Origin of the sequence: Microvirga puerhi (assembly GCF_020089865.1) — a bacterium.
In the GTDB taxonomy this organism is placed as follows: Bacteria; Pseudomonadota; Alphaproteobacteria; order Rhizobiales; family Beijerinckiaceae; genus Microvirga; species Microvirga puerhi.
Genome location: NZ_JAIRBM010000006.1, coordinates 1 through 13273 on the forward strand (window position 1 = coordinate 1; position 13273 = coordinate 13273).

The following is a 13273-nucleotide window of genomic DNA, read 5'->3' on the forward strand; positions in this document are numbered from 1 at the left end:
TCGCGTTGGTGTAGGCCGTCGCGGTGTGGCTGTCGTCCTTCACCGTGAAGGTGAAGTTGGTGGTCACGTTCGGTCCTGGACCGCGATCGGTCGGATTGAAGGTGACGCCATCGAGATAGGTGTTCAGATCCGAAGCGAGACCCTTCAACGTGACTGTGCGAAGGCCGCCGCTCGCCGTGTTGTCGATCACCGTCACGCCATTGCGGTTGCCCAGCCCACCGAGCGCACCATCCAAATCGGTGAACTTGATCGTTATGGTAACCTGATCGCCGTCGGCGTCAGCCAGCGTCACGCCGCCGAACGGCGTCGCCAAACCGCTGTTCGCCGCCGTGGTGAACGAGGTCGGACCGGTCACGACGAACGTCGGTGCCGTGTTGTTCGACGGAGGCGTCGTGGTCGAGATCACCTCGATGGCATTGCCATAGGTGTCCGTCGTATGCAGGCCATCGCTCACCGTGAAGGTGAACTTGGTCGAGACATCCGCGCCTGACACCCGATCGGCCGGATCGAAGGTCACGCCATCGAGGTAGGTGTTCAGGCTTGCTGCCGAGCCCTTCAGGGTCACAGTGCGAATGCCACCGCTGACCACATTGCTGACAATCGTCACGCCATTGCGATCACCAAGGCCACCTAAGGCACCGTCTGTATCTGTGAAGGCGGTCGTCAGGGTGATTTGGTCACCATCATTGTCGGCCAGCGTCACGCCGCCGAACGGCGTCGCCAATCCGCCTGTCGCCGCTGTCGTGAACGACGTCGGGCCAGTCACGCTGAGAGTTGGCGCAACGTTGTTGGCGTCTGAGACCACCTGGATCGCATTGGTGTAGGAGGTGGCGGTATGGGTGCCATCCTTCACCGTGAAGGTGAAGTTGGTCGTCACGTTCGGTCCAGCGGCACGATCGGTCGGGTTAAACGTGACGATGTCGAGATAGGTGTTCAAGTCCGAAGCCGAACCCATCAGCGTGACGGTGCGAATGCCGCCGCTGACCGTATTGCTGATGACCGACACGTTATCGTGTGCGCCAACCCCTCCGAGGGTGCCTTCCGTATCGGTGAAGGCGATTGTCAGCGTGATCCGATCGCCCTCATTGTCGGCCAGCGTTACGCCACCGAACGGCGTCGCCAGGCCGCCATTCGCCGCCGTCGTGAACGAGGTCGGCCCGGTGACAGCAAGGGTCGGCGCCGTGTTGTTTGACGGAGGCGTGGTCGTGGAGATTACGGTAATCGCGTCTGAATAGCCGTTTCCAAGACCGTTGTGGTAATCATCCATCACCAAGAACGAGAACTTGGTGGCAATGTCCGCTCCGGAGGCCCGATCAGTTGGGTCGAAGGTAACACCATCGAGATAGTTGTTCAGACTCGCCGCCGAGCCTTTCAATGTCACGGTGCGAATGCCACCGGTGACTACATTGTCGAGCACCGTCACGCCATCGCGATTACCCAGTGCGCCGAGCACACCGTCAGCATCTGCGAACGCGATTCGTATGGTGATTAGATCGCCATCGCTGTCGGCGAGCGTGATGCCGCCAAACGGCACCGCCAGGCCACCGCTTGCCGCCGTGGTGAACGAAGTTGGGCCGGCCACGACGAGGGTGGGGGATGCATTGCTTGGAGATGACGCCGGGGTCGATATGACCTCAATCGCGTCGGAATAAACGGTCGCAGTATGCCAATCGTCCTTCACCGTGAAGGTGAATTTTGTCGACACATTATTGCCCGAAGACCGATCGGTTGGATCGAAAGCCACGCTATCGAGATACGTGCTTAGATCCGAGGCCAACCCTTTCAATGTGATGGTGCGGAATCCACCAGTGGCAGTGTTTCCGTAGACCGTGACGCCATCCCGGTCGCTGATGTTGAAAAGAACGCCATCGCCATCGGCGAATTTGATCGTCAGAGTTACCTGATCGCCGTCCCTATCATCGAGAGACACGCCGGCAAAGGGATTGACCGTCTGCCCGACCGCCGCAGCCGTGAACGACGTCGGCCCGGTCACCGCAAAGGTTGGAGCAGTCTGAGACACGACGGCGACAACGTTGATGGCATTGTTGAACGCGATAGGCGTGTGCAGGTCGTCCTTCACCGTGAAGCTGAAGTTCGTCGTGAAATCCGCGACTTTACGATCCGCCGGATCGAAGGTGATACCATCGAGGAATGTTTGGAGATCGGCTGCAGAGCCAGTCAGTGAGTAAGTCCTGATTCCGCCAGCAACGTCATTGTCTATGACGGACACGTTACCGTGGCTCAGCATCCCACTGAGCGCACCATTGCTGTTCGTGAACGCGATAGTGAGCGTGATCAGATCGCCATTCACATCGGCGAGATTGATACCCGTAAATGGATTTACGACGCCTCCGATGGAGGCTGTCGTAAAGGTACTGGGGCCGGAGACGCTGAAAGTCGGCGCCGCGTTCGTCGCATCCGAAATGACCTGAATCAAATCGGAGTAGCCGGCCGCAGAATTTGTGTCATCCTTCACGGTGAAGGTGAACTTAGTGATCACGTTGGCGCCCGACGCACGGTTGGTGGGATCGAACGTGACTCCATCCAGATATGTATTCAGGTCCGAGGCCAGGCCCTTCAGCGTCACCGTGCGAATGCTGCCGGTTGTCGAGTTGGAGAGAACGGTTACGCCGTTGCGGCTGCCGAGGCCACCGAGAGCACCGTCGCCATCGGCAAACATGATCGTCAGGGTGACCTGATCGTTCTCGCCGTCGGAGACCGTTACGCCACCGAACGGCGTCGCAAGGCCGCCGGTCGCCGCCGTCGTGAAGGACCGTGGGCCAACAACGGTGAGGTCGGGCGCATTGTTGACGGACGTGGCCGTGACCGAGATGACATTGTCGAACGGGGCTGCTGTATGTGATGCGTCAGCCACGGTGAACGAGAAAGTCGTCACCACATTGGTGCCGGAGGTACTATCCTTCGGATCGAACAGGATCGTATCGAAATAGCTTTGAAGATCTGCCGCCAGACCTTTTACAGTAAAGGTTCGGACTGTGCCTGATGTTACGTCATTCACAAGAGTCACGCCCGCCCGGCTCGTCATGCCGATCAAATCGCCGTTGGCCTTCGTGAAGGAGATCGTAACGGTGATTTCATCGTTCTCTGTGTCAAACAAACTGACACCTTCAAACGGCGCCACCGTTTCGTTGATGGACTTGGCGATGAAGTCCTTCTTGCCGGGATCGACGCTGAACTGGGGAGCACTGTTGGTATAGGAAGTAACCTGAATAGCGTCCGCAGACGTAATGGTCGCGTAGGGCGCATCCGTGACCGTAAACGTGAACTTGGTGACGACATCCGGGCCGTTGTTCCGGTCCATCGGATTGAAGCCCACGCTGTCGAGGAAGGTGTTGAGGGTCGCGGCCTGTCCGACGAGCGTGTAAGTGATAATTCCGCCCGACGAACTGCTCGTCACGGTGACGCCGTTATGCGTGAACATATTCGACAGCACGCCGTCGCTTTCCTTAAAAGCGATCGTCAGCGTCACTGGGTCGCCGCCATCGGGATTCGTGAGCGTCACCCCCACGAAGGGATTTGCCTCGTCCCCCGTCGCGCGGGCTGTATAGGAGGTTTGCCCTGCGAAAGTCAGTGTCGTCGGCTCATCGACGTCCGAAATGTCGACGTTGAACGTCTGAGACGTCGTGTACCCGGTTGCCGGATCCTTGACGTAGATCTTTACCGGAATCTTGAAGTTGCTGCTCGCGAGCGCTTCATAGTCGATATTCGCATCGGGCTTTGCGAAAAGCTCCCAAATGGAGGCGTTCGAACTCTGTGACAGTGTGAAATATTGCCCACCGACCGAAGGCTCAATCCAGTAGATCAGATTCGGCCGATCGGCGAAGTCGTCGATAGCACCGACAAGGGCGACCCTTTGACCTTTGGTATTTTCCGGAATAACGCCGCCCGCCATCTCCACACTGAGATAGATATCGTGAGGATTCTCGGGAAGGTCCTCTACCTTGAGACTAAGTCCGACATTGGTAGAAAGACCCGTTCCATCCGTAACCTTGATCTGGATCGGAGCCCCCAGAATGCTGAACCGCTCATAGTCGAGCGATATTCCTGGCTTGAGCCACAACTCGTTGACATTCTTGATCTCGTACCAGTCAGTATACTTGTAAGTCTCGAACTGGCTGTCGATGATCTGGTAGGTAAATGTCGTCGGCGTCTGATCCGGGTCGATTCCCGAGAGCGTCCCGATCTTGATGCCCGCCGTATCCTCGGGCACGCCCTTGCCGTCCGGATAGGCGATGGAAACTCCTGTCGGAGCATCTGGCCCGTCCAGAACCGAGAGCGTGAGGGTCTCGTAACCGGTGTGGCCCGCGGTGTTCGTCACCGCAATGGTGACGGTGAGCGTATGATTGGGGGTCGTTTCATAGTCGATCCCGCTTTTTCCCTCTGCAGTGTCCCGCGTAACGAGATACCATTTTCCATTCTGCAGGCGAGCGCCGAAGCGCGGGTCGCTGATAGCTATTCCTACGTTTCCGGTGCCGTATCCTTCTATGTCATTGATGGTAATCTCACCGACGACATAACCGACCTGGTTCTCGAGCACCTGCAAGGTCCCGTTAAATCCGAGGATCGGCGGCTCGGACACGTCGTTCAACGTGAATGTCAGCGTCTGGTATGTCGATGACGACAGCCCCGTATCAACATCCATGGTCCAGGACTTGACTAGAGCCTTCACCTGATGATTGGGGGCCGTTTCGTAGTCGTATTTATACAAGTAGGCGTCGTTAACCAGGACGTTGTATTGGCCGTTGGAAAAGACAACTCTAACAGCCTCACCGGTCACGCTCTCGAATTTATGACCATATCCGTCATCATCACCGATTAGCGTACCAAGCCCCTTACCCGAGCTTGGATTTTCATCGATGGTCGTAGCACCGGAGAATGTACCGATCGTGGTTGGCGGAGGAGGCGGCGGAGCCGGGGTGTCACCACCGGACGGGCCCGCAAGCGTATTGGCCGAAGGATCCGCAAAGAGCGCCGAGTCGGTCAGGATGACGGCACTATTTCCCTTCGCCGATGACGGCTCGGAGCCATCAGACATTGAGCCGACAGTCGCGTCGGCCGCGCCAGCTTCATACACGATGGTGCTGTCGGAGAGCGTCGCAGCTTCCCAAGGAGCTTTCTCCACACCGGCAAACTCGGCCTTCACGTCATAGGCCGCCTTGTCGTTAGGGAGATCAACCGAATGATCCGTGACGCGTGGGGTGGCCGTCACGAGCGGACCGGCGGTGTGTTCGGCGTCCGTGCCTTCGACATCTGCGATCGTCGCTCCGGCCTTTTGCTCCGTGTCGAGCACAACCTGACGGCGGCTCTCGTCTTGATCCGAAGGCTCGGAGAGGGGCACACGCCGTGCCTCGTCCTCGTCACGTGAGGCAGCGACGTCGCCGATCGTCATCTCGGCAATGCTATCGGCGGCGTTGAGGCCGCCCACATCGTCGAGCTGGATCGCATCGTTGATGAGTGCCTTGTCGAAAACCGGCTTGTTCATTTGACGTCCCCTTGGCCTGTGCCGCCACTCTTGCGCCGCGTTACCCACTTTGGGCGCATATTACGATATGACGTAACATTACGCACATTGGTGGCAGCGCCAAGCTCCATGTTCGGAGGGGGCAGAAACGTCAGCCGGCGAAATTCATCGTATTCGCATCTCAGAAGTGGCTTCCAAGAAGGAATATCCTCTTGAGGAAGGCTGCCTCGGCTCGTTTCTCTTTCACATTAACCAAGGACCGAGACGGCCTCGAAGACTCGGCTTCTTTGCAGAAATTACAAACTCATCTGGGAGAAATTGCATGGATATGCTGTCGCGATACTTCACATCGCAAGCAATAATGGTCACCAACCAAAGGTTTAAGCCGCGCGACGCTCATCACGCCCAGGGGTTGCAAAGCCCTTATTCCGGCTCGCCCGCCGAGCGTGGCCTTGCGGGTTTTCGCGATTGTCACTCTCTTACATAAAGTACCATGGGGATACTGCCTTCTGCCGACACTCGATCATGCGATGGCACCCCGACAGGCGAGCCGGTTCGCTCAAGCTTCGCGAACCTGCTTTGGCAGGCCGAAAACCACACACTCTTTCTTGACAGGGCGGCCAAACCCTCCCTATATCGCGCCTGTCTCGCACGGGATTCTTCCCGTTTGGGGCGGAGTAGCTCAGTTGGTCAGAGCAGAGGAATCATAATCCTTGTGTCGGGGGTTCAAATCCCTCCTCCGCTACCATCGGTCATTTAAGTACTTGATCTTAAAGTCAAATTTACGTTCTTCGCTTCCTCCATGGAAGCGCCCCTCATCTAAAAAGCTCAATAATTCCTGTGGCTCAACTGAACGGCAGTTCGCAGGTGGTTTCCACCTCCGTTCGCGGTCAAGCCCGCGTAACAGGCCTTTGCTTCCGAGCACATAATCCGCGATGACCTCAATATGTGAGCAGGCATCACTCTCGTCCCAAATGTCTGCTTTTGACTCGGAACGGTCCTTCAGGCTCCTACCTCCAAGGTTGAACCAAGCTGGAACTTAAGGTCTCGCCCGATGCCCCAACGCTGCAGTTCGGTTAGCCTGGACAGGTGTCAGTCAATCACGCAACACCTGACGACTGGGGGCGCCTCACGGCACGAGGAGGGACCCTATGACGGAACACCCACTTCCTCCGATCAGGCTGACGCGCAGGGCGTTGGCGCAGCAGATTGCGGTGACCGCCGCCATGACCGCCTTGCCGGTGTTGGGTACGGCGGCGGCGCAGCCAGCCGGATCCAGCTTTTCGTTCGCCGTCTGCGGCGACACCCGCCCGATGATGTATCTGCCCTACAAGCAGGGCCAACCGGACCTGACCAAGCTGTTCGTCGAGATGTTCGGACTGGTCATGCCGGAAAAGGTCGCGGAAGCGGTGGTCCGGAAGGACGTGAAAACCATCTTCGACCCGGCTACCGGCGAACTCATCCGGATCATCATGCCGTTCGAGAGCCGGAGCGAGGTCATGACCCTGACGGTCGACAAGGGGTGGGTTACCGAGGCCTCCGTCGAGGACGTGAAGCTGCTGCCGGGCGTGCACCGGACGATCTTCAGGCTGGAGGGCGGCGATTGGGTGGCGCGGGAGATCGTCAAGGATGTCCAGGCCGGACGCGCCAGATTCGTGGTCAACAGCGGCGATGTCGTTTGGTGGGGTAACCAAGGCCTGACGATTGCCGACAGCCCCTACTGGAGGCGCGTCAACGATACCATGCTGAAGAAACTGCCCGCTCCTGATGGCGAGATGCTCGCGGCCGGGCTGGAGGGCCGGTGGTTCATCGGGGTGGGCAACCACGAAGTCTGGGGCGATCCTGGAATCGATGGCGTACTTTCCGCGGTGCCTTATCTCAAGAACCTCGGCGTGACACCGGACCACCTCATCTACAAGTTCGACTTCGACGGCGCCCGATTCGTCTTTCTCTGGAGCGGGCAATACGACTACCGGTCCCCTTCGCTCTGGGACGCCGACCGGCCTCGATACACCGAGCAGATGCAGCAGCTCCGGCAATGGCTCGACGAAGCCAAGGCGGCGGGCATCCGCAAGGCCTTCATCGTTTTCCACTACCCGGTTTTCGCCCGGTCCGGCCTCGGTCCCATTCCGGCGCCCGACAATCCGCACAAGTTGATCGCGTCCTATGCCAAGGACCTCGAGATCGTCGTGTTCAACGGGCACGTCCATACGACCGAGATCTATGATGTCGATGGAGTCAAATACCTGATGCTCGGTGGCGGTGGCGCCGAACAGGACCCGATCCTTCCAGGCCGCACGAGCATCAAGCTGCCCGCGGACTATCCACCGGATCTGTATTGGAAGGGGCAGCCGCCCACGGAGGAGTACAACTACGTCCTCGTGGACGTTAAACCGGGCCAGAGGACCAGGTTCACGCTTAATCGGTTCCGCCCCGGATCGGCCGAGCCCTTTGGGACGGAAGAGCTGTTCACGTGACCAGCGAGGATCCGAGGGCAGGAGGGCAGCCGTGGCGACCATCCTCCTGATCCTCCACGGCCTGGTAGCGGTCGCGCTGCTTGGCGCAACCATGCACCAAACCCTGGCGACATGGACATCAATGCGTCCGCGGCCGGGTTCGTTCTTCGGTCGGTTTCGGACTGTTCCATCAGCCGCATTCGCCGACGCGATCGTGCTTCTGTTCGTCACGTCCGCACTGTTGGGCGCGGTCGTCTATCTGTATTTCCGCGTCGACGTCAGGCCCCAGTTGGAGCGGGGCGGGCATTGGCAGGCCCTTGGCTTCCTCGACATGAAGGAGCATTTCGTCGCCATCGGATTGGGGCTGCTGCCGGCCTATTGGGTCTGCTGGCAGCAGCCCCAAGGTGGCGAGCTTACCCGGACCCGCACCGCCCTGACGACGATCCTGACGGGCATCGTCTGGTGGAGCTTTCTCGTGGGCCACGTCGTGAACAACATCATGGGATTTGGGGCATGACATCCTCGCCGGCATTTCGTCGCTTTGCCTTCGCCTTCGGGCCGGCCTTCGCAGTGCTCTACGTCATCGCCCTGGCGCGCGATCTTGCACTGTTCACCGTCTATCCGTCGCTCGGCATCGTGCTTGCAGGCACGCACCGTCCGAAAGACATCGTCGATCCCTCGATGGGGTTCCTTGCCCCCGCAATCTACTGGTACGGCTGGACCGCGACCGCCGCGATGGGGGCGCTCGCCATCGGCCTTGCCGCTGCGTCGCTGCCGGAGCGATGGACCAACCGCCTCTGGTCGGGATGGCTATGGGTCGTTCCCCTGGCCGCGATGGGCGCATGCGTTTACCTGACGTTGCCCTGGTTCCGGCTCTATCTGTGAGCTTTGGGGAGATTGTCCGTGCGGTCCGGACCGAGCAGGCGAGATGGGCACTCCATCGTGGATCAGCTCATGAAGCATGGCATGACGATGTCCGGAAGCGCCTCTCCAGCCGGAACTGGGCAAACGCAATCGAAGGTCCGCATCTGGCACTAAGCCGACGCTGTTCGAAATCCCTGGTTTGGGCCGAAAGAGCGCAACTGGAACCGGATAGAGGGTGGTTGGCGGATTGGCGGTAGCGGTTCCCCGCTACCAAAAATTCAGCAAGCGTTTGATCTTAAAAACAATCCCCTTTTCTCTCTTTGATGCCAATGGCTCCGCTGCCGAAAGCTCAACGGTTTCTGAAGCTGCTCAAAGGCAGCAGGCGCTGCGAAGAGGATACCAAAGAGCTCGCCGTCCATCTGTTGCCGAGTTATAATTCAGTTGGCGTTTGGCTATAGTCAGGGATAGCTGGCCGGCGACGCGCTCGGAAGCTGCCACATCGCCGGAGGGCTTTGAGCCATGGGCGATCCCTTCCTGAATTATCTTGCGCTGGGCATCCTCTTCTTCGTGGCCGTTGTACTGTTCTACGGCGTCATCGCCATTCACGACATTCCCTATCGCATCGCCAAATCGCGTGATCATCCGCATCAGGATGCGATTCACGCCGCCGGATGGGTGAGCCTGTTCACACTCCACGTCCTTTGGCCCTTCCTGTGGATCTGGGCCATGACCTACCGGCCAGAACGGGGATGGGGGTTCAAAGCGGCCCCTACGGACGAGACCGAACGAACGGCATTGGCAGAGGAAGTCGCCGAACTACGCCGACGCGTCGCGCACCTTGAAGCGCAGGCACGGCCGGTCGGCTCACCAGAAGTGAGAGTGCCGACGCGTCCGGAAGCCGGAGCGGCTCCCGAATTGCGGCAGGATGTGGGAGCCCGCTGATGGAATTGTTGCTCATCCTCATGTACGTCGCGATCTGCGTGGTGGTGTTCAAGCTGTTTCGCATCCCGGTAAATCAATGGACCCTCTCCACGGCTGCGCTTGGCGGCATCGTCGGCATCTTCCTGCTGTTGCTGGTCATGAACTACAACCATCCCTTCACGACCACGGCCCGCATCTATTTCGCGGTGACGCCGATTCTGTCGGGGGTCAAGGGGCGGGTCGTCGAGGTTCCCGTCGTCCCGAATACAAAACTGAAGGAGGGCGACGTTCTCTTTCGCCTTGACGCCGAGCCCTACCAGTACGTGGTCGATCAGAAGAAGGCCCTGTTGGCGGAAGCGGAGCAGAACGTGAAGCAGCTCAAGGCCTCGTTCGACCAAGCCAAGGCTGGCGCCGATCGGGCGCAGGCACAATTCGAGTTGGCGCAGCAGAACTATGAACGCCAGGCCGAACTGTTCCGCAAGCAGGTGATCGCGCAGGCGGCCCTCGATACCTCCTCGCGCAACCTTGAGACGTCACGACAAAGCACGATCGGCGCACGGGCCGAGGAAGAACGGGCCTCGCTGGCTTATTCGTCTGAGATCGGCGGCGTCAACACGACGGTGGCACGCCTCCAGGCCGAGTTGCGCGATGCGGAGTTTGATCTGGCCCAGACGACGGTCCGGGCACCGACCGATGGCTTCGCCACCCAGGTCGCATTGCGTCCCGGAATGTATGTCGTCCCGGCGCCATTCAGGCCGGTGATTGTGTTCGTCAACCAGGGCCCCCATGACCGGCTGCTTGCGGCGGCGTTCCAGCAGAACTCGTTGCAGCGGGTTCACCCCGGAGATATGGCCGAGGTCGCCTTCGAGGCCGTGCCAGGACGGGTCTTCAAAGCCAAGGTCAGCCGGATCCTCGATGTGATCGCGGCCGGCCAGTTCCAGGCAACGGGCGTCCTTCAGGACTTCGCATCGACGACACTCAACGACCGGGCCGTCGCGGATATCGAGCTGCTTGACGACATTTCCGCGTATCAGATTCCGCTCGGTGCAGCCGCGCAGGTCGCGATTCTGACGGAGCACGCGGAACACTTGGCGCTACTGCGGCGCATTTTACTGCGCATGCGGAGCTGGGAAAACTATGTCTTTTATGAAGGGCATTAGCTGCAGGGGTGTGACTGGCGCCTCAGGCGGATTGCCGGTAGCGGATCTTTGCTCCATCTCCATGTCGTTTTTGGCTTCCTCGGAAGATGGCAATCACCGACGCGACTTTCCTTGTTGTGTCGGAGACAAAGCACTAGTGTCGCGGAAGCTTAGCGCCACTGCTTAAGCGATTGTGGAAGCCCCCAAGTCGGCTTCATCTGCAGACTCTCGCATATCAATTCTTGGACTTCGTGCGCCAGAGCTGGAACCCCTCGGAGGAGATGGCCTGCTCGATCGTCCGGCGGGAAAAGTTGTGCGGCGGCGCCTGGCGAGATTGAAGCGTCCCGGTCAGTCCCCAAGGCCCGAACTTGGCAGGAAGCTTGCTCCCTGCCTCATCGCCCGCGAAAGCATGGAGATCGTCCTTGGACTGGGAAACGAACATGAAGATACGCATGGCGCCGGCTTTCTCTGATGGAGTTGTTTCCTTCATCACATAGGGCTTCCGTAGCGGAAGTCAGGCGGAGGCGGCCAACAGACCTCTCCACGACGGCTCGGAATCAGGCGCTCTTACGAATCCGCATCAGCTTGAAGAAGCCGGCTGGGAAGAGCGACTTGAGCTCCACCACCTCCATCCGGCCGGTGGATCGGGCCCAGGCCTCGACCCGGGAGGCCTTGAAGGCGGAGCTCCAGCCGATTGCCTTCGCGATCGGCGATGCCAGCTCCTCGAGAGCCGCGATCGGCCCCGAAGCCTGACCGAAATGGTTGGCGAGAACGATTTCTCCACCGGGCTTGAGGACTCGCGCGAATTCGGAAAGGGCCACTTCCGGCTCGGGCACGAGCGTGATGATGAACTGAGCGGTCACGGCGTCGAATGTCTCGTCGGCAAAGCTCAGATGGGTCACATCCATGACCTGCAGGCTCTTCACATGCGTGAGCCCCCGCTTCTCGACTTTTTCCTGGGCGCGCCGCAGCATGTCTTCGGACAAGTCGACGCCATGAACCTCCGCATGCGCCGGATAATAGCCCAGCGCCAACCCCGTTCCGACGCCGGCCTCCAACACCCGCGGGCCGCAAGCCACCGCCGCGTTCACCGCCGCGCGCGCGGCCGGCTCGGTCAGCTTGTCGTAGACGATGTCATAGATCGGGGCCCAACGCGCGTAAGCCTTACGCATCGGGGCCGTGGTGGGTCCATCCGTCATGGAGAGTCCTTCAGTGGGGAGCCTCAGGCCGCGGCGGGAGCGGCCTCAGCATTCGTTCGAGCGATGGTGCCCCCGCCCAGCACGCGCGCCCGGGGAGCATCGCTCTCATAGATGACACAAGCTTGACCGGGAGACACCCCATCTTCCGCCGACAACAGCTCGACAGTAGCGCCGGTTCCGTCCGCGCGCAGGACGGCCGGGCGCGGCTCACGGGTGGAACGGACTCGCACGGCAACGTCCAGGCCCGTCTGGCCCACGCTTTCGAGCGGCACGTCGCCAAGCCAGTTGATGTCTGCGATACGGATCAGGCGAGTCGCCAAAGCTTCGCGGGGGCCGACGACGACGCGAGCCTCCTTGGCGTCCAGGCGGACGACATAGAGAGGCTCGCCGGTCGAGATGCCAAGCCCCTTCCGCTGCCCCACCGTGTAGTGGATGATCCCCTCGTGCCGACCCAGGACGCGCCCATCCACATGGACGATCTCGCCCCCATGAACGGCTCCCGGCTTTAGCCGTTCGATCACGTCGCTGTAGCGCCCCTGGGTCACGAAGCAGATATCCTGGCTGTCTGCCTTCTCGGCCACCGTGAGACCGAACTCACGGGCGAGGGCCCGAGTCTCCTCCTTGGGTAGTTCTCCCAGGGGGAAGCGAAGCATGTTCAACTGCTCGGGCGTCGTCGCATAGAGGAAATAGCTCTGGTCCCGGTCCGGATCGGCCGCCCGGTGGAGGGCCCGCCGCCCATCGGGAAGCGCCCGGCTCGCCACATAGTGACCGGTCGCCAGGATGTCCGCTCCCAACTCCTGCGCCGTTTCCAGAAGGTCGCGGAACTTGATGGAGCGATTGCATTCCACGCAGGGGATCGGCGTCTCGCCGGCCAGATAGCTCTGGGTGAAGCGGTCGATCACCGCCTCGCGAAATCTGGCTTCATAATCAAGGACGTAATGGGGAATGCCGATGGCCTCTGCCACCCGGCGGGCATCGTAGATGTCCTGGCCGGCGCAGCAGGCACCCTTACGGTGCGCGGCGGCGCCATGATCGTATAGCTGAAGCGTGATGCCGAGCACATCGTAGCCCTCCCGCTTGAGGAGTGCGGCGACGACGGAGGAATCCACACCCCCGGACATGGCGACCACGACGCGCGTCTTCGACGGGTCGTGGGGGAGATCGAGTGAGTTGAGCATCGTTCCATCCCGAGGCGCCGTTCAAGGCGGCGCA

At 60.1% G+C, this 13273-nt stretch carries 8 protein-coding genes, 1 tRNA gene and 1 pseudogene; 6 read left to right on the plus strand and 4 right to left on the minus strand.

What is annotated here, in order from left to right; all coding sequences use genetic code 11:
- Positions 1-5503, minus strand: a 5503-nt coding sequence (locus K9B37_RS09450) for a beta strand repeat-containing protein (RefSeq protein WP_224312837.1), incomplete at its 3' end; no start/stop codon positions are given.
- Between the two features lie 650 nt (positions 5504-6153).
- On the opposite strand from K9B37_RS09450, the gene K9B37_RS09455 reads away from it, so the two are divergent.
- The 6 genes and pseudogenes from K9B37_RS09455 to K9B37_RS09480 all read left to right on the plus strand — a co-directional run bounded on the left by K9B37_RS09455 (position 6154) and on the right by K9B37_RS09480 (position 10883).
- Positions 6154-6230 (plus strand) — tRNA-Met (locus K9B37_RS09455).
- 403 nt (positions 6231-6633) lie between these two features.
- A complete protein-coding gene (locus K9B37_RS09460; RefSeq protein ID WP_224312838.1) occupies positions 6634-7959 on the plus strand; it encodes a metallophosphoesterase family protein in 1326 nt (441 codons plus the stop codon).
- 31 nt (positions 7960-7990) lie between these two features.
- Positions 7991-8455, plus strand: a complete 465-nt coding sequence (locus tag K9B37_RS09465) for a hypothetical protein (protein WP_224312839.1) — start codon at positions 7991-7993, stop codon at positions 8453-8455.
- Positions 8452-8823, plus strand: coding sequence for a hypothetical protein (locus K9B37_RS09470; protein ID WP_224312840.1), 372 nt, complete (start codon positions 8452-8454; stop codon positions 8821-8823). Before K9B37_RS09465 ends, K9B37_RS09470 begins: the two co-directional genes overlap by 4 nt.
- Before the next feature lie 498 nt (positions 8824-9321).
- Positions 9322-9651: pseudogene (locus K9B37_RS09475) on the plus strand (DUF3302 domain-containing protein); the annotation flags it as partial.
- Between the two features lie 92 nt (positions 9652-9743).
- Positions 9744-10883: an HlyD family secretion protein gene (locus K9B37_RS09480; RefSeq protein WP_224312842.1), complete on the plus strand. Its 1140-nt coding sequence runs from the start codon at positions 9744-9746 to the stop codon at positions 10881-10883.
- Between the two features lie 214 nt (positions 10884-11097).
- On the opposite strand, the gene K9B37_RS09485 is transcribed toward K9B37_RS09480, so the two are convergent.
- From K9B37_RS09485 to mnmA, 3 genes are all read right to left on the minus strand, one after another.
- Positions 11098-11352 carry a hypothetical protein gene (locus tag K9B37_RS09485; RefSeq protein ID WP_224312843.1) on the minus strand — a complete coding sequence of 85 codons (255 nt, stop codon included), beginning with the start codon at positions 11350-11352 and terminating at the stop codon, positions 11098-11100.
- A 67-nt stretch (positions 11353-11419) separates the two neighbouring features.
- A complete protein-coding gene (locus K9B37_RS09490) occupies positions 11420-12061 on the minus strand; it encodes a class I SAM-dependent methyltransferase (protein WP_224312844.1) in 642 nt (213 codons plus the stop codon).
- Positions 12062-12084: 23 nt separating this feature from the next.
- Complete coding sequence (gene mnmA, locus K9B37_RS09495) at positions 12085-13239, minus strand: tRNA 2-thiouridine(34) synthase MnmA (RefSeq protein WP_224312845.1); 1155 nt, start codon at positions 13237-13239, stop codon at positions 12085-12087.
- Positions 13240-13273: the final 34 nt, after the last annotated feature.

Coding starts and splice junctions, on each gene's coding strand:
- K9B37_RS09480 (WP_224312842.1), top strand. CDS start 9,744: ATGGAATTGTTGCTCATCCTCATGTACGTCGCGATCTGCGTGGTGGTG.
- K9B37_RS09460 (WP_224312838.1), top strand. CDS start 6,634: ATGACGGAACACCCACTTCCTCCGATCAGGCTGACGCGCAGGGCGTTG.
- K9B37_RS09470 (WP_224312840.1), top strand. CDS start 8,452: ATGACATCCTCGCCGGCATTTCGTCGCTTTGCCTTCGCCTTCGGGCCG.
- K9B37_RS09490 (WP_224312844.1), bottom strand. CDS start 12,061: ATGACGGATGGACCCACCACGGCCCCGATGCGTAAGGCTTACGCGCGT.
- mnmA (WP_224312845.1), bottom strand. CDS start 13,239: ATGCTCAACTCACTCGATCTCCCCCACGACCCGTCGAAGACGCGCGTC.
- K9B37_RS09485 (WP_224312843.1), bottom strand. CDS start 11,352: ATGAAGGAAACAACTCCATCAGAGAAAGCCGGCGCCATGCGTATCTTC.